General features: G+C 68.7%; 18 protein-coding genes. 7 read left to right on the top strand and 11 right to left on the bottom strand.

The genetic code is table 11. The annotated features are described in order from the left end of the window. Positions 1-9: 9 nt before the first annotated feature. Complete coding sequence (locus tag JOD27_RS41685; RefSeq protein WP_204767909.1) at positions 10-252, top strand: hypothetical protein; 243 nt, start codon at positions 10-12, stop codon at positions 250-252. 537 nt (positions 253-789) lie between these two features. Here the strand turns inward: JOD27_RS41685 and JOD27_RS47035 are convergent. Next, entirely contained in the window at positions 790-1,833 is a 1,044-nt protein-coding gene (locus tag JOD27_RS47035) for a GGDEF domain-containing protein (RefSeq protein ID WP_204767908.1), read from the bottom strand. 420 nt (positions 1,834-2,253) lie between these two features. After that, positions 2,254-3,783, bottom strand: a complete 1,530-nt coding sequence (locus JOD27_RS41675; RefSeq protein WP_239571433.1) for a S8 family serine peptidase — start codon at positions 3,781-3,783, stop codon at positions 2,254-2,256. Positions 3,784-4,018: 235 nt separating this feature from the next. On the opposite strand from JOD27_RS41675, the gene JOD27_RS41670 reads away from it, so the two are divergent. Then, positions 4,019-4,564: an ATP-binding protein gene (locus tag JOD27_RS41670; RefSeq protein WP_204767907.1), complete on the top strand. Its 546-nt coding sequence runs from the start codon at positions 4,019-4,021 to the stop codon at positions 4,562-4,564. 339 nt (positions 4,565-4,903) lie between these two features. Next, positions 4,904-7,387: an AMP-binding protein gene (locus tag JOD27_RS41665; protein WP_307830625.1), complete on the top strand. Its 2,484-nt coding sequence runs from the start codon at positions 4,904-4,906 to the stop codon at positions 7,385-7,387. On the opposite strand, the gene JOD27_RS41660 is transcribed toward JOD27_RS41665, so the two are convergent. The 4 genes from JOD27_RS41660 to JOD27_RS41645 form a co-directional block, all read right to left on the bottom strand. After that, the gene (locus JOD27_RS41660) at positions 7,305-8,339 is read right to left on the bottom strand and encodes an ABC transporter ATP-binding protein (protein ID WP_204767905.1); all 1,035 of its coding nucleotides are present in this window, start codon (positions 8,337-8,339) and stop codon (positions 7,305-7,307) included. The two genes, JOD27_RS41665 and JOD27_RS41660, sit on opposite strands and share 83 nt — an antisense overlap. Further along, on the bottom strand, positions 8,336-9,877 hold the full coding sequence (locus tag JOD27_RS41655; protein ID WP_204767904.1) for an ABC transporter permease: 1,542 nt from the start codon (positions 9,875-9,877) through the stop codon (positions 8,336-8,338). The genes JOD27_RS41660 and JOD27_RS41655 overlap by 4 nt, the downstream gene beginning before the upstream one ends. Continuing rightward, positions 9,878-10,888 (bottom strand): iron ABC transporter substrate-binding protein, encoded by a 1,011-nt coding sequence (locus JOD27_RS41650; protein WP_204767903.1) that lies wholly within the window; start codon positions 10,886-10,888, stop codon positions 9,878-9,880. 71 nt (positions 10,889-10,959) lie between these two features. Further along, the gene (locus JOD27_RS41645; protein WP_204767902.1) at positions 10,960-11,199 is read right to left on the bottom strand and encodes a ferredoxin reductase domain-containing protein; all 240 of its coding nucleotides are present in this window, start codon (positions 11,197-11,199) and stop codon (positions 10,960-10,962) included. Positions 11,200-11,448: 249 nt separating this feature from the next. Here JOD27_RS41645 and JOD27_RS41640 point away from each other — a divergent pair, with 249 nt between their 5' ends. Further along, entirely contained in the window at positions 11,449-12,147 is a 699-nt protein-coding gene (locus JOD27_RS41640) for an SAM-dependent methyltransferase (protein WP_204767901.1), read from the top strand. Positions 12,148-12,287: 140 nt separating this feature from the next. Here the strand turns inward: JOD27_RS41640 and JOD27_RS41635 are convergent, their stop codons facing one another. The 4 genes from JOD27_RS41635 to JOD27_RS41620 all read right to left on the bottom strand — a co-directional run bounded on the left by JOD27_RS41635 (position 12,288) and on the right by JOD27_RS41620 (position 17,514). Then, entirely contained in the window at positions 12,288-13,745 is a 1,458-nt protein-coding gene (locus JOD27_RS41635; protein WP_204767900.1) for an NAD-dependent succinate-semialdehyde dehydrogenase, read from the bottom strand. 39 nt (positions 13,746-13,784) lie between these two features. After that, complete coding sequence (locus tag JOD27_RS41630; RefSeq protein WP_204767899.1) at positions 13,785-14,834, bottom strand: phosphotransferase; 1,050 nt, start codon at positions 14,832-14,834, stop codon at positions 13,785-13,787. A gap of 21 nt (positions 14,835-14,855) precedes the next feature. After that, complete coding sequence (locus tag JOD27_RS41625; RefSeq protein WP_204767898.1) at positions 14,856-16,205, bottom strand: aspartate aminotransferase family protein; 1,350 nt, start codon at positions 16,203-16,205, stop codon at positions 14,856-14,858. 136 nt (positions 16,206-16,341) lie between these two features. Beyond that, positions 16,342-17,514: an ROK family transcriptional regulator gene (locus tag JOD27_RS41620; RefSeq protein ID WP_204767897.1), complete on the bottom strand. Its 1,173-nt coding sequence runs from the start codon at positions 17,512-17,514 to the stop codon at positions 16,342-16,344. 186 nt (positions 17,515-17,700) lie between these two features. Here JOD27_RS41620 and JOD27_RS41615 point away from each other — a divergent pair, with 186 nt between their 5' ends. Together JOD27_RS41615 and JOD27_RS41610 are read left to right on the top strand one after the other, a co-directional pair. Next, positions 17,701-18,975 carry an NAD(P)/FAD-dependent oxidoreductase gene (locus tag JOD27_RS41615; protein WP_204767896.1) on the top strand — a complete coding sequence of 425 codons (1,275 nt, stop codon included), beginning with the start codon at positions 17,701-17,703 and terminating at the stop codon, positions 18,973-18,975. 174 nt (positions 18,976-19,149) lie between these two features. After that, the gene (locus tag JOD27_RS41610) at positions 19,150-19,632 is read left to right on the top strand and encodes a (Fe-S)-binding protein (RefSeq protein WP_204767895.1); all 483 of its coding nucleotides are present in this window, start codon (positions 19,150-19,152) and stop codon (positions 19,630-19,632) included. Positions 19,633-19,862: 230 nt separating this feature from the next. On the opposite strand, the gene JOD27_RS41605 is transcribed toward JOD27_RS41610, so the two are convergent. Further along, the gene (locus JOD27_RS41605) at positions 19,863-20,531 is read right to left on the bottom strand and encodes a haloacid dehalogenase type II (protein WP_204767894.1); all 669 of its coding nucleotides are present in this window, start codon (positions 20,529-20,531) and stop codon (positions 19,863-19,865) included. Between the two features lie 495 nt (positions 20,532-21,026). Between JOD27_RS41605 and JOD27_RS41600 the strand changes: the two genes are divergently transcribed. Next, positions 21,027-21,962 carry an ABC transporter substrate-binding protein gene (locus tag JOD27_RS41600; RefSeq protein ID WP_204767893.1) on the top strand — a complete coding sequence of 312 codons (936 nt, stop codon included), beginning with the start codon at positions 21,027-21,029 and terminating at the stop codon, positions 21,960-21,962. Positions 21,963-22,122: the final 160 nt, after the last annotated feature.

Here is a 22,122-nt window from a genome sequence, read left to right as displayed (position 1 = left end):
GCAGCGGCGGTGCGGCTGTCCGACGGTCAGGCCTTCCTCACCGTCGGCGGAGATGACGGCACGGTGCGGTTCTGGGACACCGCCCTCGGTACCGAGCGCACCCGTTGCGTCGTGGGCGGACCGATGCACGCCCTCGCGAGCGTTCCGGCGACAAAGACATCGCCCGCACCCCTCGCCGTGGCCGGTCCGGCCGGCATCGCCACGATCGTCGCTTGGCATGGCGGCGAGGATGGCGAGGGCACCGCTCCGTAGCTGAAGTCTTGGCTGGGTGCGAGTTCGAGGAGTCGGTCGAGAGTGGGGACGGTTTGCCGACCCCAGGCGTTGGAGACCAGCCAGGTGGCATCGTTGTCATGGATCGGGTGGTCGCGCCGATCGAGCGGTCCATCCAGCCGAGCCGCGGCTCGCCGGCGAGTTCAAGCCCGAAGTGCGCCGCGGCTCGCTGCAAGTTCTCGCGCGCATCCATTCGCGGAACTGGGCGTGGACGTCGCTGAGGTCTCCGTGCACCGCTACTCCTCAACGGCGTAGCGCAGGTAGGCCTCGGGCGTCCGCCATGTACCGGCGCCACCCGAACGCGGTGTCGCGCGCAGGAAGTAGCCCTTACGCTTGGTCCGCGGACCGATCCGAGGCCGAGCGCGGGGCCTTCGATCGGTCGTTGACGTACTTCCGCCCAGCCCGCCCCCAGGCGTCGAGCCCCCACGCCTCAGTGAAGGCCTTCGCCGTGGGCTTCCTGGATCCGTTCTCCCCGACCAGGAAGGTCACCGGCCGCTCGAACGTCATCCTCGAGTGCTGTCAGTCAGCCAACGATTCCCGCGGCGCGGGGGCACAGACCCGGTTGCGGCCGGTTTCCTTGGCGCGGTAGAGGGCGTCATCCGCGTGGCGGAGCACCGCGTCAGGGTCTTGCGGGTGGAAAGCGGTGAAGGCGGCGACTCCGACGCTCACCGTGACGACACCGCCCAGGCCGTGCGGGTGTGGCATGCGCTGGGCTTCCACAGCCGCCCGGACCCGTTCGGCACCGATTACTGCGGAAGCCAGATCCTGGTCGGACAACAGGACGAGGAACTCCTCACCGCCATACCGGTACACCAGATCGGCTTTCCGGGTGTTCGTGGTGAAGATGGCGGCGACCTGGCGGAGCACCTCGTCCCCTGCCAGGTGGCCTTGGCTGTCGTTGTAGCGCTTGAAGAAATCGACGTCGAACAGCGCGACCGCGTACCCGGAGTGGTTCCTGATGGCACGGGCGTGGATCGCTTCCAAGTCGTCGTTGAGGGCCAGGCGGTTGCGCAGGTGGGTGAGCCCGTCGGTGCGGGCCAGGCGGATCGCATCGTCCCGCGCGGCCTCGACCGCCGCGATCTGCCTGCCGACGAGCAGCGCGATGCCGACCACCACCGGCATCATGACGAAGACGCTGCCGATCACCACGCGCTCCGTTTGGCTCGCGACCAGCGGGACGACGTAGGCGATGGTGCCCAGCGGCGTGATCGCCCACGTCACCCAAGGCGGGAAGTTCAGCCCCACCCACACGAACACCAACAGCAGGAACGGCGCGGTCCCGCTGATGTAGCCGCCCATCGTCCACGTCGCCAGCGCGATCACCATGAACGCGGGAACGGACAAGGTCGCTGGCCAAAGCGGCGACCACTGTTGCCACGGCAGCGTCCACGCCACCAGTGCACAGACAAGATCGGCCGCCCCGATCGCGAGCAACAACGACGCCCGCTCGGGCAGCGACAGGATGCCGGGCAGCGTCACGACACCGGCGAGCGCGAACAGCGCACCGCACTGGCGGGCGGCGGCGCGGGGGCTCCGCGACGGGAGCCGATGCGTGGTGACCACTGCCCGAGCCTAAGTACAGCTGTCGCGACTTTCCCGGCTGTCGAGGGCGTTTCCCCTGTTCAGGGGACGCACACGACGAACAGTGACGCCGCTGCGGTACCGGGGCCTCACGTCGCAGTCGAACCAGATCTGGGAGCCGCCGGACAGCTGACCCGAGGAGTGGTCTTCGTTGTCCGAGGATCGCGTTCGGGCCGAGCCAGTCGACGAAGTTCGAGACAGTGTCCGACTTCCGTCGTTCGAGCGTGGCGATACTCCGACGCGTCTCGCGGGCCATCGGAACGGGGCATCCCGGATAGTCCCCGGATGCCCCGTTGTCTGTGCTCCCAGCTGTCGTTGAGGTTTGTGATCCTGCCCGCAGGTATCGCCGCCGACTCGTCGTGATGAGTTGGCTTGGGTTGCGGTGCGGACCGTGAGTCCGGTTCAGAAGGTGAGTTGCCAGGAATCGACGTAGCCGGTGTCGGTGGGGCGGTACACATCCTGGACGCGCAGCCGCCAGGTGCCGTTGGCGGTCTCGCTGGAGGCGTCGACGGTGTAGGGAGCGGCCAGGTTGTCGGTGGTGTCCGCTTCCTTCGCGGTCAGCAGGCGGTAGGCGCTGCCATCGGGCGCAAGCAGGTCGATGGTCAGATCGCCCCGCGCGGTGTGCTTGATGTCGACGGTCACCCTCAGCGTGGCCGGGGCGTTGCCGGCGCGGCCGGAGACCGTGATCGGGCTGGTGATCGTGCCTGTGCCGGGAATCGCCACGTCGGACGTGGTGGAGTACACCAGCGGTGCGAGGGGCGTCGTCGCTGCGGCACCGGTGTAGAGCAGGCGGTTCGGCGATCCGGTCATGGCGCTCGCGACGGAACCGGTGGTGGCGGTGGTGAGCAAGGCGGTCTGGACCTGGGCGGCGGTGGCGGTCGGGTTGGCCGCCAGATGCAGCACTGCCGCTCCGGCCACATGCGGTGTGGCCATGGAGGTGCCGCTCATCAACCCGGTGGAGGTGTCACTCGCGAACGTGGAGGAGGTGATGGAGACGCCGGGGGCGAAGATGTCGACGCAGGTGCCGTAGTTGGAGAAGGAGGCCTTGATGTCGGTCTTGTCCACCGCGCCCACGGTGATCGCCTCGGGCAGGCGGGCTGGTGAGACGGTGCAGGCGTCCTGGGCCACGCCCTGGGCGTCGCCGTTGCCCGCGGCGACCGCGTAGGTGATACCCGCGGCAATCGAGTTGCGCACCGCCTGGTCTGTCGTGGAGTTCGCGCCGCCGCCGAGGCTCATGTTGACCACAGCGGGCTTGCGTGCGTTCTGTGTCACCCAGTTGATGCCGCTGACGATCTGCTCGCTCGTGCCCGAGCCCTGACAGTTGAGCACCCGCACCGCGACCAGCTTGACCTGCTTCGCAACCCCGTGCCTGGTGCCGCCGACGGTGCCCGCGACGTGCGTGCCGTGGCCCTGGCAGTCCTGGCCGTTCTTGCCGTCACCGATCGCGTCGAAGCCGACGCTGGCCCGGCCGCCGAAGTCCGTGTGTGAGGTGCGGATGCCGGTGTCGAGGATGTAGGCGGTGACATTGCCGCCGGTTGTGGTGTAGCCGTACTTGGTGTCCAGCGGCAGCGTGCGCTGATCCAGCCGATCGAGGCCCCAGGGCGCGCCGGCCTGGGTGTCGGCGAGCCCCATCTCGACGACCGGTTCGACATACGCGACACGGGCGTCGGCGGCCAGCCGTCGCGCATTGGCCTCGGGTATCTCCACTGAGAATCCCTTGAGTGCGGCCGACCACGTCTGGCGCACCTTCCCGCCGTACAGAGTGGCCAGCAGATCCGCGACGAGCGAGGGCTCGGCGACCGAATCAGGAAGCACCACGATGTACTGGTCCTTCACGATTTTTCCCTGCACTGGCCGGATCGGATCCTGCACCGAGGCATCGGCCGCACCCGCGGCCACACCCAGCCCCGTCATTGTGACAACCAGCAACATCGCCACTCGTGTAGCGAACATGGTGGGATCTCCCCTGCATGACAAAAAGCGTCCTATGTGGACTCAGGCGGGATTGCCCGTTTCGGCCGCGACTACGGGTGCAGATCGGGTGCAGTACAGGTGCACACACCTGAACGACTCTCACAATCGCTGCCGCGGCTCGGTTTGAAGGGCGCGGCGTGGGGTACCGAAAGGCTTCGGATGCCTACAGCAGCAATGGGCACGAGGGAGAGCCATGAGCAGCGGCGACGACCCGGACGGATCCGACCCGCTGGTGCTTGATCTCAGCGACCACATCCCACCGTTGGTCATGGTGCGCCGCTGGACGGCCGAAGCGCTGGCCGACCTCACGATCGACGAGCTCTGCGACGTGTTGCTCGTCGCCACCGAGCTGGTGACCAACGCCTACGACCACGGCCAGCCCCCGTGCCAGATCCGGCTTCGGCGCCAGTACGAATCCTGTTCGGTCCGGATCGAGGTCGACGACAGCTCACCCGCGCTGCCGGTACTGGGCCACTCCAGGATCAGCCAGACCCGAGGGCGCGGACTGACCATCGTCAACGGGGTGTCCAAGGTCTGGGGCGTCACCACCCGCACCGTTGGCAAGACCGTGTGGGCCGACATCGCGTGCGAGTCGAGCCGCTCGTCGGCTGACATCACGTTGGGCGTGGGTGCCACCGAGACCGCCCGACTCGGACATCACGACGAGGAGTCGGACGTCACTGCTCAGGGCGCCACCGGTTCGATCTCGGATGAGGGTGTGACCGCGCCAGGTTCCTGAGATGCTCGGTTGCGAGGACGGGACTCGCCCGGCACCGCCGAGCGCGACCGTCTCCGTACCGTCGAGTCCATTCGAACCGCCGCGTAGGCACAGCTCTGGGTGCCGAGTTCCACTGGTACCTGCCGGGTGTTCCCGCCTGCCTCCACCACGCGGACCACCCTTGCCATCGTTGCGTGGCGGACCGCGGCAGGGATGGTGAACGAGAGCGCGCCCAGCATCCGGACTGTGCCATGGTTACGACCGTCACACACGTACTTAGGTCAGGCTATCTTTCAGTTTGGGTAGCCTATGCATATTCTCCTCCGGCCGTGGTTCGTCGCCCGCCGGTTGGAGGTCGCAGTGTTGCAGGAACGTACGCGTGTCTCGTTCGCCTCCGATCTGTCCGCGCACGGCGACCGGGCCGCGTTGATCTCTCCTGGCGGTGCCCAGCTCAGCTACCGCGAGCTCGACGACCGGGTCGCACAGGTCGCGGGCGTGCTGGGAGATGAACGCCGCCTGGTACTGCTCGCGGCCACGAACGATGTCGACTCTGTGGTGGCGTACCTCGCGGCACTGCGGGGTGGCCATCCGGTGCTGCTGGCGGGCGCCGAGCACGTCGAGACGCTGACCGCCGCCTACGACCCTGACGTCGTGTGTCGTGGTGGCAGGGTGGTGCAGCGCCGGTCCGGTACGGCGCACGACCTGCACGAGGAGCTGGCGCTGTTGTTGTCGACCTCCGGGTCGACGGGGTCGCCGAAGCTGGTGCGACTGTCCGCGGAGAACGTGGCCTCCAACGCAGAGGCTATCGCCGAGTACCTGGACATCCGCGACACCGATCGCGCGCTGCTTTCCTTGCCGCTGCACTACTGCTACGGCTTGTCCATCCTCAACAGCAACCTGTCCCGCGGCGCGGCCGTGGCGCTGTCCGACCGATCGGTGGTCGAGCCGGAGTTCTGGACGCTGGCCCGTGCGGTGGGCGCGACGAGTCTGCACGGTGTGCCGCACACGTTCGAGCTGATTGATCGCGTCGGTCTGCCGGAGCTGCCGTCGCTGCGCTACGTCACGCAGGCGGGAGGGCGGCTCGCGCCCGAGCACGTGCGGCGGTACGCGCGGCTTGGTCAGCAGCGGGGCTGGCGGCTCTTCGTGATGTACGGGCAGACCGAAGCGACTGCGAGGATGGCCTACCTGCCACCGGAGCTGGCGGCCACCCGGCCGTCGGCGATCGGGCGGCCCGTGCCCGGCGGCGAGTTCGCGATCCGAGGTGGCGGGGACGAGGGTGAGCTGGTCTACCGCGGGGCCAACGTCATGCTCGGCTACGCGACCGGCCCGGCAGATCTCGCACTGGGGCGCGTTGTGCAGGAGCTGGAGACCGGTGACGTCGTGCGGCGGGCTTCGGACGGGCTCTACGAGGTGGTGGGGCGCACCAGCCGGTTCGTCAAGCCGTTCGGGCTGCGGGTCGACCTCGACCGGATCGAGCGGATCCTGGGCAGTCACGGGCACGAGGTCGCCTGCACCGGTGACGACCAGGGCCTGCTGGTCGCCACGACGGCGCAGCCTGACCGGGTGCGGGAGCTCGTCGTGCGGGTGTCCGGTCTGCCCGCATCGGGCGTGCGCGTCGTCGAACTCGCTGAGCTGCCACGCCTGTTCAACGGAAAGCTCGACTACACCGGAATTCCCGTCGCAAGCGACACACAGCCCCGCGAGCAGTCAGTGCGCGCGCTGTTCTGCGAAGTACTGCACCTCGCGGATGTCGAGGACGATGCGACGTTCGTGTCGCTCGGCGGTGACTCGATGTCGTACGTGCAGATGTCGATCCGGCTCGAACGGCTGCTCGGTGAGCTGCCGGCGAACTGGCACACCACCGCGATCAGCGACCTCGAGGCGACCACCGGCAGAGGGGGCGCGCCGACCGTCGAGACGAACATCCTGTTGCGCGCCTTGGCGATCGTGCTCATCGTCGGGTCGCACATCGGGGTCTACCACGTCCTTGGCGGCGCGCATCTGCTGCTGGCCATCGCCGGATGGAGCTTCGCCCGGTTCGGACTGTCCAGTGTGGACGCGGGTGGTGCGGTCCTGCGTAGTGCCGCGCGCATCGCCGTGCCCGCGGTCGCGTGGATCAGCTGGCGGTCGGCCGTGCGGGACGACGTGGTGACCTCGAACGTGTTGCTGGTCAACAACTACCTGCACCACGGCACCTGGGGGTACTGGTACGTCGAGGTGCTCGTGCAGCTGCTGCTCCTGCTCGGCGCGCTGTTCCTGATCCCGGCGGTGCGCCGCGCGGAACGCCGCCACCGCTTCGCCTTCGCGCTGGGTGCCGTGCTGGTGGCCCTGGTCGCGCACCTCTTCGCGCACGACACCGCCGAGTTTCCCGAGCGGGCGCTGAGCACGCACGGAGTCGCATGGTTCTTCGCGCTGGGCTGGCTCGCACACCGCTCGGCCACGACCAGGCAGCGCTTGCTGACCGCCGCCCTCGCCCTCGCTGTGATCCCGGGCTACTTCGACGACCCGGTGCGCGAAGCCGTGATCATGTGCGGGTTCCTGTTGCTGCTCTTCGTGCCTCGCGTGGTGGCGCCCCGCGCGGTGCTGCGGGTCGTCGCCGTCATCGCGAGCGCGTCGCTGTACATCTACCTGTCGCACTGGGCGATCTACCTGCCGCTGGTCGACCTCGGGGTGCCGTACGTGCCGGTCCTGCTCGCCTGCCTGGCGGGCGGCACCCTGTTGTGGCGGGTGGCACAACGCGGCGAGGGTTACGTCCGCGCGTTCATGCGGGATAGGCGAGCGCGTCTCCGGAGACGACCAGGCCCACTCGCGCACCAGGCTCCGGCAGTGTGCTCTCACCGGTGATGCGGGCCGTCACCTGAGGCCCGTCCGGCAGCAGGACCAGCCGGACCGAGGCGTCGTGACCGTAGAAGCTGACCTCGTCGACCCGAGCGGCCACACCGGATCCGTTGTGATGCAGGTGGATCTGCTCCGGCCTGATCAGGACGTCCGCCGGTCCGTCGAACTCGCTCGTCCGCACCTCGAACGTGCCCAGGGCGCAGTGCGCGCGGCCGGCGCGTACCTCTCCCGGCAGCAGAACGGCGTCACCGACGAACCGAGCCACGCCCGCGTCGAGCGGGCTGCCGTAGATGGTGGCCGGAGCGGCGAGCTGCACGAGCCGACCCGCCCGCATCACCGCGACCTGGTCCGCCAGGGACAACGCCTCCGCCTGGTCGTGGGTCACCAGCACGGCCGTGGCCGAGGTGGCGCGCAGTGCTGAGGCCACCGCGCGTCCGGTCGCCTCGCGCAGTCCCGCGTCCAGCGACGAGAACGGCTCGTCCAGCAGCACCACCGACGGTTCGGGGGCGAGCGCCCTGGCCAGCGCGACACGTTGCTGCTGACCGCCCGAGAGCTGGTGCGGGTACCGGTCCACCACCCGGACGTCCAGGCCGACGAGCTCCAGCAGCTCCGGCACGCGGTGCCGGTCGCGGCGGGCCCGCTTCGGCAGCCCGAACGTGATGTTGTCGCTGACCGTGAGGTGCGGGAACAGCGCACCCTCCTGCGGCACGTAGCCGACGCGCCTGCGTTGCGGCGGAACGGACCGTCCCGCGCCGAACACGATCTCGTCGCCGAAGGCGATGGACCCGCCGTCGGGGTCGTCGAACCCGGCGATCAGGCGCAGCAGCGTCGTCTTGCCGCACCCGGACGGGCCGAGCACCGCGGTCAGCCGTTCCGCGGGGACGTGCAGATCGACTCCGCCGAGCACCTCGGTGGCGCCGAACGACTTGGTGACCCCTCGGATCATGAGCGACGTCATGCCGCGGTTCCTCTCCTGGCTTCGCGAGTCAGCAGGTACGTGGCCGGAGCTGACAGCAGCACCATCAGCGTCGCGTAGGGCGCGGCGGCTCCGTAGGCCGCGCTGTCGCTGTTGCTCCAGAACTGGGTGGCGAGTGTCGTGGTGCCGATGGGCGCCAGCAGCAGCGTGGCGGTGAGCTCGGTGACCACGGCGATGAACACCAGCGCGGCGCCCGCGCCCAGTCCGGGCGCGATCAGCGGCAGCACGACCCGCCGGAACGTCTCCGGCCGCGAGGTGCCGAGGCTGTGCGCCACGTCGTCGAGGACGGGCGGCGCCTGGGCGAGCGCCGAGCGGACGTTCACGACCGCGCGGGGCAGGAACAGGATCGCGTAGGCGACGACCAGGAGCACCGTGGTCTGGTACAGATCCGGCACCACGCGGATGCCGATGGTGACCAGCGCCAGCGCGACCACGATGCCGGGCAGGGCGTTGCCGAAGTACGTGCTGCGCTCCAGCATCGTGCTCAGCCAGCCGCGGTGCCGGACCGCGAGCCACGCCACCGGCATCGCCAGCACCACCGTGCACACCGCTCCGAGCGCGCCGAGCGTCAGGGAGGTGACCGTGGTCGTCGCGAGCTGGCCTGCGTCGAACTCCGCCGAGCTGCCGGTGACCAGCCAGAAGACGAGGCTGCCCACCGGAACGGCGACCGCCAGCGCGACCAGCGAGCCGAGTCCGAGCAGGATCGGGGCGGTGGCGCCGCCGAGCCGCACCCGTGTCGCCGGACGTGCCACGCCGGTACCCAGCCGGGACAGCCGGGCCCTCCCCCGGCCCCGGAGCTCACCGGTCAGCAGGAGCAGGCAGCACAGCACGAGCACGACGGCGAGCATGTTCGCCGCCGGGCCGTTGTACGTGGACTGGTACTGGTCGTAGATCGCGGTCGTGAAGGTCGGGAACCGCAGCATCTGCAGCGCGCCGAACTCCGCGAGCAGGTGCAGGGCGACGAGCAGCGCGCCACCGAGCAACGCCGGCCGCAGCTGCGGCAGCACGACCCGCCCGAACGTCCGCCGGCGCGCCAGGCCCAGGGCGTGCGCGGTCTCCTCCAGCGCGGGATCGAGACCGCGCAACGCCGCCGACACGGGCAGGTGCACGAACGGGAAGTAGGACAGCGTCACGACGAGCAGCGCCCCGCCGTACCCGGTCGCCGACGGGATGATCGACACCCACGCGTAGCTGTTCACGAACGCGGGCACGGCCAGTGGCGCCGCGAGCAACACGTGCCACAGCCGGCGGCCGGGGAGCGCGGACCGCTCCACCAGCCACGCGGTCGCCGTGCCGATCACCGCGCACAACGTCACCGCCCCGGCGGTCAGCCGGGAGGTGTTCCACAGCAGCTCTCCCGTGCGCGGCCGGAAGATCAGCTTTTCGGCCTCCACCCAGCCGGTGCTGATCGTGGCCCACACGACGAACCCCAGCGGCAGCAAGGCGACCGCGGCCACCACAGCCGCGGTCACCAGCACCGGCAGCGGGCTGTGACGCCGCGAGATCCGCGTGAGCGCCACCTAGATCAGGCCGGCCTGTTGCATCAGCTCGACGACCTTGGGGCCGTTGAGCTTCGCCACATCGATCGCCGGGGGCTTCAGTTCGCTCAGCGGCTTGAGCTTGCTGTTGGGTGTGGCGTCCTTGGCGATGCTGTACTCGAGCGCCTTGCTGTCGCTCAGGATCTGCTGACCATTCCTGCTCGTCAGGTACTTCACCAGCTTCTGGGCCTCTGCCTGCTTCTTGCTCGCCTTGACCACACCCGCCCCGCTGACGCTGAGGAACGCCCCGGGGTCGCTGTCGGCGAAGAACTTCAGCTCCGTGTCCTTGCTGTTCGCACCTGACTCGGCGCGGTCCTTGTACCAGTAGTAGTGGTAGATCACGCCGGCCTGGATCTCGCCGGAGTTGACCGCCTTCATCACGGCGATGTTGCCGGGGTAGATCTTCGCGTTCTTCTTCAGCGCCGCGAGCCACTGCTTCGTGGCGTCCTCACCGGTCGTCTCCAGCACCGCGCTGACGATCGCCTGGAAGTCCGCGCCCGCCGCGGCGACGCCGATCTTGCCCTCCCACCGCGGATCCTGGATGTCCATGATGGACTTCGGCAGCTGGTCCCCGGTGAGCTGCTTGCTGTTGTACGCGAACACAGTGGAGCGTGCCGCGAAGCCCACCCAGTTGCCGCTCGACGGCGAGTACTGGCTCGGCACCTGCGCGAGCGTGGCGTCGTCGACCTTCGTGAACCGGCCCTTGCTGTCCACCAGGCTCATCGCGGGCGAGTTCTCGGTGACGAACACGTCGGCCGGTGAGGCGTCGCCCTCCTGGACGATCTGGTTGGCCAGCTCGAAGTCCTTGCCGGACCGCAGGTTGACCTTGATCCCGGTCTCCTTCGTGAATCCCTCCACCATGGCCTTGATCAGGTCCTCGTGCTGGGCGTTGTACAGCGTCAGCGCGTCACCGCTGCCCGAGCTGCTGCCGCACCCGGCCATCGTCACCGCGACGGCGACCGCTGCCGCCGTCACCCGCCAAGACCCACGCATCTCGCCCTCTTCCCGCCCAGCCGTTCGGTTAGGTTAGGGCTACCTTAAAACATGCCACGTGACAGCCGATGTCACAGGTCGAGGACGAGGTGGTCGGACGACGCACGGGTACATGACCGAGCTGGACGATCGCTCGTCATGACCTCCGCCGGCAGTTCAGCGAGATCGGGCCTGCCGTCCGTGTCCTCCGGGACGAGCCGCACCCGAGCGGTGCCGAACGCGATCAGTTCGTCACGGAACGCCATGGTGCCCAGGCTGCGGCCCGCGTACACCAGGATCGCGGTGATGCCGATACCGCACGCGACGAACATGCCGCCGGGCGCCGGGCCGCCGCCAGTGCCGCCGCAACGACGTCCACGTCGCGATCAACTTGCTGCAACGTCAGCACAACTGGCCCAGAACATCGAGGACATGGCGAAGGCTTCGGTGGTGTACGGAGAACACCAAATACCTGCGACACAAGATCTGGATTCTGCTAGACAGCGCTGGTGGACCGACGCGAACTCAGCGCTATCGCGCACACAGACCATCCGATTTCGGCTCCACTGAGCGACAGCACGGTGGAGCACCTGCTCCACCGGGCCATCCGCGGGCAGGACGATCACCTGCTCGATCTGGGCTGCGGCGAGGGCGCCTGGTTGCTACGCGCGCTACAGGCGCACGGCGGCGTGACGGCTGTCGGAGTCGACATCTCGGGTGAAGGCTTCGACCGCGTCCTCAACGAGGCCGCCCGGCTCGGTCTGGAAGATCGGCTCGAACTGCTCCGTCAGGACGTCACCGAGTACCGGTCGACCAGGAAAGCGGACTTGGTGCTCAGCGTGGGAGCCGCCTACGCGTTCGGCGGGCTGCTCCCCACGTTGAACGCCGCTCGCGAGCATCTCGCCGAAGACGGGATGCTCCTGCTCGGCGACTGCTTCTGGGAACGCGAGCCCGACGCTGCCGTCCGAGCGGAACTGGAGGACGGTCCGCAGAAGTACGCGGATCTCCCGACGACCGTGGCCCAAGTCGTCGCCGACGGATGGACACCGGTCTACGGATACATCAGCACCATCGCGGAGTGGGACGAGTACGAATGGTGCTGGACCGGCACCCTCGCCCGGTGGGCTCTCGACAATCCCGAACACCCCAGCAGCGACCTCGCCCTTCAGACGTCAGCGGCCCACCGCACCAGCTGGCTGGGCGGCTACCGTGGAGTTCTCGGGTTCGTCGTTCTCCTGCTGCGCCGCACACCTCCCCCGGCATCGGCTGAGGTGTCCTGAGGGAAACCCTTGGCTCGTCAACTAGATGTACTTGGCCAACACGTTGGTGACGGTGTGTGGCGACCGCTCCGAGCGCCCCTTCTGCGGAGCTCGAAGCGATCGCCGGCGGATTCACCTCGGGGCAATACCCAGGCTCGGTGTCAGTTCCCCGTGGGGATAGCGATGTACTTGTACTCCAGGAAGCCGTCCATGCCGGCCCGTCCGCCTTCCCTGCCGAGGCCGGACTGCTTCACACCGCCGAACGGCGCGGCGGGGTTGGAGACGAGACCGGTGTTGAGGCCGACCATGCCGCTCTCCAGCCGCTCGCTCACGCGCAGCGCGCGGTCGAGATCGCGGGTGAACACGTAGCTGACGAGACCCCAGTCCGTGGCGTTGGCGGCGGCGACGACCTCGTCCTCGTCGTCGAAGGTGCGCAGCGCCGCTACCGGACCGAAGATCTCCGTCTGCACGATGGCGGCCTCGGCGGTGATTCCGGTCAGCACGGTCGGCGGGTAGAAGCAGCCGGGGCCGTCCGGCAGTTCGCCGCCCGTGACGAGCTTGGCGCCGTGCTGTACGGCGTCGAGCACGAGCTGGTGGACCTTGCCGCGGCCCGTGTCGTCGATGAGGGGGCCGACGTCGATGCCCGGTTCGGTGCCCACGCCGACGGTGAGGGCTTCCATGCGGTCAGCCAAGCGGGCTGCGAACTCCTCCGCGAGCGAGCTGTGGACGAAGATCCGGTTGGCGGCGGTGCACGCCTCGCCCATGTTGCGCATCTTCGCCAGCATCGTGCCTTCGACCGCGACGTCCAGGTCGGCGTCGTCGAAGACGATCACGGGTGCGTTGCCGCCCAGTTCCATGGACGCGCGCACGACCTTGTCGGCGCACTGGGCCAGCAGGATCTTGCCGACCTGGGTGGAACCGGTGAACGAGAGCTTGCGGATCTGCCCGCCGCGCAGCAGAGGCTCGACGACCCCGGCCGCGTCCGAGGTGACGACCACGTTGAGCACGCCGTCGGGCAGCCCGGCCTCGGTGAGGATCGCGGCGAGCGCGAGGGTGGACAGCGGGGTCTGCGGAGCCGGCTTGAGAACCATGGTGCAGCCGGCGGCGACCGCGGGACCGATCTTGCGCGTGCCCATGGCCAGCGGGAAGTTCCACGGGGTGATCAACAGGCAAGGACCGACGGGCTGACGCAGCACCATCAGGCGGTTCTTGCCGTCCGGGGCGGTCGTCATGCCTCCGTCGACGCGGACGGCCTCTTCGGAGAACCAGCGGAAGAACTCGGCGGCGTAGGCGACCTCACCGCGCGCCTGGTCGAGAGGTTTGCCCATCTCCAGGGTCATCAGCAGAGCGAGTTCCTCGGTGCGGGACACGATGATGTCGTAGGCACGGCGAAGGATCTCGCTGCGGACGCGGGGCGGGGTCGCGGCCCAGCTCGGCTGGGCCGCGACCGCCGCTTCGACGGCGCGCCTGCCGTCGGCGGGAGAGGCGTCGGCGACCAGGCACAGCTCTTCGCCGGTGGCCGGGTCGTCGACGGCCAGGGTGCGGCCGGACTCCGCGTTCTGCCAGGCACCGGCGATGAACAGCTGCTTGGGGACGTCCTTGATCACAGTCGGGCTCATGTGTCGTTCCTCGCAGTTCGGCTTCAGCGCAGTTCGGCTTCAGCGGAGTTGGGCGACGACCTCGTCGAGGGGCACGGCGAGCGCCCGCTCGACGTTGCTCCAGTCGTCTTTGGCGTGGGCCAGGAGGTAGCCGCGCCGTTGTGGGACACGCTGCGCGCGCCAATTCGTGATCAGCGCGCGCAGCGTGAGTCGGGCCAGCGCGGCGACGGGTAGGAGTGCGAGTTCCGAGTCCTCCACCGGCCGGACGCGCTCGTAGCCCTGCAGGAAGGCGCAGGCGTCCTGCCAGGGGTTCTCCTGGCCGCGGCCGAGCAGATTGGCCATGGGCACGGCCGGGTCGAAGATCAGGGCGCTGCGCACCGTGTCACCGAAGTCGATGACGCCGGTCACGAACGGCTCGCCGTGCGGGTCGACGACCACGTTGTACGGGCTGTAGTCACCGTGGATCACCTGTGTTTCCAGGCCGTTCAGGCGCGGTACGACGATCTCGCCGAACAGCCGGGAGACTTCGCCCGCCAGCCGGCGCTGCCCGGCGTCCGGCGTGTGCGTGACCAGCCCGGTCAGGTGGTGGAAGTGCTTGAGGTCCCACGCCAGCCCCCGCCGGTCTGCGGGGTGTGCGAATCCCGCGAGTGCCACGTCGACGCGGCCCAGCATCTCGCCCGCCCCGGCGAGCTGCCGCGCGTCCCGGTTCGCCCCGGCCCAGACCGGGCCGCTGACGTAGCCGAACACCCGCAGGATTCGTGTTCCGCGGTCGTCCCCGCCGACGACCACGCTGTCGTTCCCGTCGACGGTCAGCCGCACGCGCTGGACGGGCAACGCGGGAGCGGTGTCCTCCAGAAAGCGCATCGCGGCGGTCTGCAGGTCGACGACGCTCTCGTTCTCCCCCGGCGGCGACACCTTCACGAGGTGGTCACCGGAGCCGGTCGTGAGGCGGAACGTGTCGTCCTTCTCCGTCGCGAGCCGGTCGAGCCGCCCGCGCAGCCGGTAGTGCTGGTCGAGGAGTGTCTCCACCAGCGTCACGTCGACGGGCTCGTGGGCCGACGCCAGTCCGCTTTCGACCATGAGGCGCCTGCCGGGCGGTGAGATGGTCATGGTGCTCCCTCCGGTCGGCCGCTACAGCCGGTCCTGCGCGACCTGGGCGAAGGTCTCCAGGAACCGGGTCACGTCAGCGGCGTCGAAGGCCAGCGGAGGGCGGATCTTCAGCACGTTCGCCCCGCGCGCGGTGCCACTGATGAGCACGCGCCGGTCACGCAGGTCGTTGATGACGTCCTCGGCGAGCGCGCGGTCGGGTTCCAGCGTCTCCCGGTCCTTCACGAGCTCGATCCCGACGTAGAGACCGTTGCCCCGGACTTCGGCGACGTACGGCGACTCCCGCGTGATCTCTTCGAGCCCGGTGCGCAGAGCCCTGCCGTTTTCGAGAACGCGCTGCTGCACGTTCTCCTGCTCGAAGACGTCCAGCACCGCGGCCGCCGCCGCCACGGGGATCGAGCTGCCACCGAAGGTGTTGAAGTACCGCACACTCCGCCCGAACTCGTCGGAGACCTCCGGGCGGAAGACCACACCGGAGACCGGCAGCCCGTTGCCCATCGGCTTGCCCATGGTCACGATGTCCGGCACCACACCGTGGCGCGCGAAGCCCCACATGGACTCCCCGAGCCTGGCGAACCCGGACTGCACCTCGTCGGCGATGTAGACACCGCCGGCTGCGTGCACCTCCTCGACCACGGCCTGCAAGTAGCCGACCGGGTCGGTGAAGATCCCGTCGCTGCTGTACGCGCCGTCCGTGACCAGGGCGGCGAGCCGGTAACCGTGACGCTCCAGGTCGTCGATCGCGCCACGCACCTGCGCACGCATGTGGTCGGCCAGCGTCGACCCCGCCGCGACGAGCCGCGGGTCGGGCGGGTCGATCAGCCTGACGTTCGGCCCCAGCGGCGATCCAGAGCCCAGAGTCGGCGAGAAGCTCGCGACCTCACGCGTGATGCCGTGGTAGGCCCAGCGAGTCACGATGATGCCCTCGCCACCGGTGTGGAACCTGGCCACGCGCATCGCGAGGTCGTTGGCCTCCGAGCCGCTGCACGCCACGCTCAGCTTCGACAACTCCGCGGGAAAGGTCGCGAGCAGCCGTTCCGCGTAGTCCACCAGCGAGTCCTGGACGTAGCGCGTGTTGATGTTGACCGCCGACATCTGCCGGGTGACGGCCTCCACCACGTGCGGGTGCGCGTGCCCGACGCACGGCACGTTGTTGTAGGCGTCGAGGTAGTCGTTGCCGTCGCGGTCGATCAGGTGAGCGCCGTGACCGGAGACGAACTCGACCGGTGTGCGGTAGATGAGGGTGTAGCCGGGTCCCAGTACCTCGGTCCGGCGCCGGATCGTGTCCTGGAGACGGCCGGGGAGCGCGTCCAGCACGGCCGGGTCGAAGCGGTTCGGGTAGTTGGCGATCGCCCGGCTCAGTGTCGAAGTCATCGGCCGTCACTTTCCATCTGGTTCCGCCGGAGTCTCCTCCGCTCGTGATCTCACCGTACCATTTTTCGTTCCAGTTCCAAACTGAAACTTTTAAGCCGTGAGCTCGCCCCCTGCAGAGGACGAGCTCACGGGCGGCTCAGAACGCGGGCGCGGGCTGCTGCTCCGTACGCGGCGCTTGACGACGTGCGTCGAGCAGAGCCTCCCGCAGTCGGGCCTGAGCCAGCGTCAGGCACGAGTACACCGCGCCACGGGCGGTCGACAGCCCGAGCACCTGCGTGGCGACGGTGACCCGCGGAACGACAGGAAGACGTTCCTCGAGGCGTTTGCGCACCTCGGGCAGGACTTCCTCGACCAGCGTGCGCAGCCTGCCCACGAAGAAGATCGACTCCGGGTCCAGGGTCACGACGACGGTGGTCACAGCCGTCACCAACGCCGTGGTGAACGCCTCCACCACCGCCGCGCGCACCTCGTCGTGGTGCGTCTCGACCCAGAGGTCGTCGATGCGTCCCAGCCCCAGCCCCTGCTCACGCGCGAACGCGAGGAGGCCTCCCGTGCTCAGCAGCGCTTCGAGAGGCTTGTCGTGCACCCCGGAGAAGAGCACGCCGACGTCACCGAACGAGGGAGTGCTTCCGCGAGCCAGCTCGTGATCGGTGCAGCAAGCGAAGTTGAGCAGGCTGCTGACGCTGAAGAGCGCGGCGTTCCTGATCGTGACGTCATCGGCGAGGATGCCCAGCAAAGACGCGTTCGCGTCGCTGTCGAGCAGCACCGGAGCGCCGACCAGGTCCGCCAGCGCGCGTTGCAGGCGGGAGCCGGCGAGGTAGGTCATCGACTCCGCCGGGCCGAAGATCTCGCCACCTTCGCGAACCCGTCCTGGCACGGCCACGACGACCTGGCGCAGCGGCCCTTCCGCGGGCTGACTCGCGCCGGCGATCAAGCCGGCCAGCCAGGCGGCGGCCTTGCCGACGTCCTCGTGGTTCGCGGTGGGGACGATCACGTGCTGGATCTCGCGTCCCCTCAGGTCGGTCGCGAGAACACCGGTGGTCTGCGCACCGAAGCTCACGCCGACGACGTGCCCGGTGGTGCCGGGGATGTCCAGGTAGGTGGACGGCCGGCCACGACCGGCGATCGCGTCGACCCCGCGGTCCACGACGAAGCCGTCGGCTCGCAGCTCCTCCACCGCCCTCGACACCGTGGCCTTGCTCAGACCCGTCAGCTCGATGAGCTTGTTGCGCGTCAAGGGCGCCTGGGCGAGAACGACGTCGAGGACCGATGCTTTGTTGTAGTCGCGCGTGGTCGGGTTGATCGTCACACCACCACCATACCAAAGGTTTCAGTTTGGAACTGGAACAAATGGTGATAGAGTCTGCCAGCCGCAAAGAACTCCGACGAGCAGGGCAGATGTCGCCTGGGGATCTCGTCGACGTACGCCGGTACTCGTCGGACGGCGCGACCTCCGCGGACCACGCCGGCCGATCGCAATGGCAGGAGAACAGCGATGAAGTTCATCCCCTACTGGCTCGACACCGCTCCGCAGGGACCGGACCGGTCGGGCACCGAGATCGGCGGTCGTGTCGACGTGGCGATCGTGGGCGCCGGGCTGACCGGCCTGTCCGCGGCGCTGCACCTGGCTCGCAAGGGCGCCAACGTGCAGGTCTTCGAGCAGGAGACGGTCGGATGGGGCGCGTCAGGCCGCAACGGCGGCATGGCCACCGGGGGGCTGGGCATCGGTTTCCGCGACGCCGTCGCCCGGTACGGACTCGAGACCGCGGCCAAGTACATCGCGGTGTACGGCGACGCCATCGACACCATCGAGAAGATCGTCGCCGACGAGGGCATCGACTGCCACTTCGCCCGCACTGGCAAGATGGTCCTGGCGGCCAAGCCCGCTCACTTCGACGGCCTGCGCAAGACCGACGAGCTGATGAGGAGCCTGGGCTACGAGACCCGCCTGGTGCCGCCAGGCGAACTCCGTTCCGAGATCGGCTCGAAGATCTACCACGGCGCGATGGTCGACAAGCACAGCGCGGGCCTGCACGTCGGCAAGTTCGTCAGGGGCCTCGCAGAGGCGGCCGTGCGGGCAGGCGCCCGCATCCACGAGAAGGCCCCGGTCCGGCAGATCCGTCGGCTGGGCGGAACCCGGCACGAGCTGGTCACGCCCCGCGGCACCGTCGTGGCCGACCAGGTCCTCGTGGCGACCAGCGGCTACACCGGCCGGCCGTTCCGCTGGCTCCAGGTCAGGCTCGCGCCGGTCGGCAGCTTCATCATCGTCACCGAACCGCTGGGCGAGGAAGTCTGCGACGAGCTGCTGCCCCACCGCCGGATGGCCTCGACGTCCAAGAACCTGCTGCACTACTTCCGGATCACCCCGGACCACCGGCTGCTGTTCGGCGGACGGGCCAGGTTCGCCATGTCCAGCCCGCAGTCGGACGTGAAGAGCGGCCGGGTTCTCGAGAAGGCGATGGTCGAGGTCTTCCCGCAACTGGCCGGCGCGCACGTCGACTACTGCTGGGGTGGCCTCGTCGACATGAGCATGGACCGGATGGTGCACGCCGGCGAGCAGGACGGGCTGTACTACTCGGCCGGCTACTCCGGCCACGGCGTGCAGATGGCCACGCACATGGGCAAGCAGATGGCGGACTACATGAACGGCACGCCGACCGCCAACCCGTGGGGCGAGCTGGCCTTCCGGCGCATCCCCGGCCACTTCGGACCGCCCTGGTTCCTCCCCTTCGCGGGCGCGTACTACAAGTTCAAGGACTACCTGAAGTGACGGCGCCGGCGCCGTGCCTTCGCCAGGGCGAGGGTGTTCATCTGCACGGCGACGACGGCAGCGGCCACCTCGACTTCGACGAGCGCCCATACGCGTGGGCTGCGGCCGTGGCTGCCGGAGTGTCGGGACGATGACGCCCCTGGAGCGACTGCTGAACGAGACCTGCCGATCGTCGTGGCCGAGCCCAGCTGCGCGGCGGCGTTGAAACGGGACGTGCCCGAGCTGCTGGGCACCGACGCCGCCCGCCGGGTCGCCGTCCGCGTGCACACCCTCACCGGCGCACTCACCGATCTGTCCACTTCGGACTGGCATGCGGACGTGCCGGACTCGGTGGTGCTGCAGACGCACTGCCACGAGTACGCGACGTTCGGCGCCCGTCGCCCGCGGGACCTGCTGCGCAGGCTCGGCGTGCGGAAGGTGACCGAAGCGGAGGGCTGCTGCGGGCTCGCCGGCAACTTCGGCTTCGAGGCCGAGCACTACGACACCTCGATGGCGGTGGCGGACCTGTCGCTGCGGCCGCGTCTCGACGAGGAACCCGATGCCGTCGTCATCGCCGACGGGTTCAGCTGCGCGACCCAGATCGACCACCTGGCCGGCGGCCGGGGTGTCCGCGCCCTGCACCTGGCCGAGCTGCTCGACCCCGGGGAAGAAGCCTGACACCGAAGAGCCGCACCCCTCGGCGGGGCGCGGCTCTTCGGGTTGGGCTGTCAGAACGCTTTGCAGCCGACTGCCGGTGCGACGCGTACCGAGGTGTCCACTGTGGATGGTCTGGGCCGTTCGCAGCCCAGCCGCTTCAGGTTGGCGAGAACCAGCCGCGAGATGAGGAAGGCATGATCGTCCCGCTCCCGGGAGGCCCCGCCGCCGGGACCTCCCCGATCAGTCGCGGCTCAGATACCGAGCAGTGGCGGCACCTGAGACAGGGCCGTGACCTCGTGGTAGTCGTAGCCCGGGGTGCTCGGCTCGAACCCGCGGTTGACGTGGACCTTGTGCGTGACACCCAGGTCGTTGCAGACCATCAGGTCGTAGCGCGGGCTGGCGGAGATGTGCAGGACGTCCTTGGGCCCGCACCCGAGCTGGTTGAACATGTATTCGAACGCGTGGTACCGGGGCTTGTAGGCCTGGGCCTGCTCAGCGGTGAAGACGGCGTGGAACGGCGCCCCGAGCTTCTCCACGTTGCTCATCACCTGACTGTCGTCCGCGTTGCTCAGGATGACGAGGGGATAGCGGGACGCCAGAGCGCGCAGCGCCTCGGGCACCTCGGGGTACGGGCCCCACGTCGGCAGCGCGTCCACGATCGCCTGGCCGTCGGCCTCCCGGTACGGCAGGCCGAAGCGCGCCAGGGTCTTTCGCAGCGAGTCGTGCATCACGGCGTGGAAGGGCTTCCACGGCCCCAGTACTTCGTCCAGACGCTGCCACTGGAAGCTCTTCATGAAGTCGTCCATCTGATCAGCCGGCACGACGTCCGCGAGCCGTTGGCGCGTCATGGCCGCGAGCTGCCAGCGGATCAACGTCCCGTGCATGTCGAACGTGATGAATTTCGGCTCGAAGTCGATCATTCGCGTTTCTCTCTTTCTTGACTGGCCGCTCAACAGGGAAGTTGCACAGGCGTCACCGCACATAAAAAGTGCCCGACAGCTTCACAACCCGTGACCAATATCGTCTGCGTGGCGCGACAGGCCGATCAGCGCGGGCGGTGCTTCCGCCTTCGCCAGACCTGCGACCGGCTGCTGAACAGACCATACCACCCTTCGTTCCAGTTCCAACCTGAAACTTTTCCTGTCTGAGGCGTTGACAGTCCGTAGCAGGCCGCCTAGCGTCAGGTCACCCCATCCCGCTCGACCGGAAGGGTGACCATGAGCACCGCCACCGTTCACCCCAGAACGTCCTGACAACCAGTAGCCGATCGGCAACTCATCCGATCCCACCGGTTACGGACGGTTTTCCGGACGATTTTCTGCACCCAGGCGTGGGGAACTCACACTCACCGCCGTGGCACACGGCGCGCCCCCCATGCGCACAATTCTTCCCTCTTGATGAAGGAGCGGCCGAAAATGAGAGTCAAGAAAGCTTTGTGCGCTGTGTTCGGCGCGACGTCCCTGACAGTCGCGCTGGTCGCGTGCGGGTCGGTCGACGCCACCCAGCCCGCCGCCGGGTCGGACCATCTGGTCGAGCACACCGATGACATCTCGGCCGGCGTGCAGCCGGATCCGGCGGCGGTGAAGCTGTTGCCGGAGGCGGTGAAGGCAAAGGGCACCATTTCGGTGGCGATGGACCTGTCGAGTCCACCGACCACGTTCATGGCGACGGACAACAAGACGCCGATCGGGTTCAACCCGGACATGGCGCGGCTGATCGCGGCCAAGCTCGGGGTCAAACTGCAGATCGACAACGTCAAGTTCGACACCATCATCCCCGGTCTGCAGGGCAACAGGTTCGACTTCACCGCGACCACCATGGGCGCCACCGCGGAACGGCTCAAGGTGCTCGACATGATCAACTACTTCCAGAACGGCACCGGCGTCGCCGTCCCCCGCGGCAACCCGCAGAAGCTGAACGTCCACGAGCTGTGCGGACGCCGCGTCGGCGTGCAGTCCGGTACCACGGCGGAACTCAAGTGGCTGCCGCAGCTCAACGACAAGGACTGTGCGAGCCAGGGCAAATCCGCCATCACCGCAGTGACCCTGCCCAGCGTCAACGACGCCCTGACCCAGCTCGCCTCCAAGCGCCTCGACGCGGTCATGTACGACTTCACCTCGCTTTCATGGGCCGCCAAGCGACAGCCCGAGGCACTGGAGGTCCTGCCCGAGCGAGTCGTCTCCGCCACGGTGAACGTCGCGCTGCCCAAGGGTTCCGCGCTCACCCCGGCGATCCAGGCGGCCGTCCAGTCCATCATCGACAGTCCCAAGTACGCCGAAGCACTCGACCGCTGGGGCTTCCAGGGCCTGGGCATCAAGACCGCGGCGATGGCCGTCCCACTGGGGCAGTGATGCCGACCAAGACAACCGACTCGACGACCCGGAGTCACCCGGTGCGAGAACTCCCGGCCGAACACAAGAAGCGGATCACGCCGAAGCGTCCGCGCGACTATCTCTGTTGGGCGGTCGCTGTCGCGATCGTCGGCGGCCTGGTCACCACGACGGTGACGAA

This window comes from Lentzea nigeriaca, assembly GCF_016907955.1.
GTDB lineage: Bacteria > Actinomycetota > Actinomycetes > Mycobacteriales > Pseudonocardiaceae > Lentzea > Lentzea nigeriaca.
The sequence above is the reverse complement of the archived record's forward strand: the minus strand, read 5'-3'. Positions and strand labels throughout refer to the sequence as shown.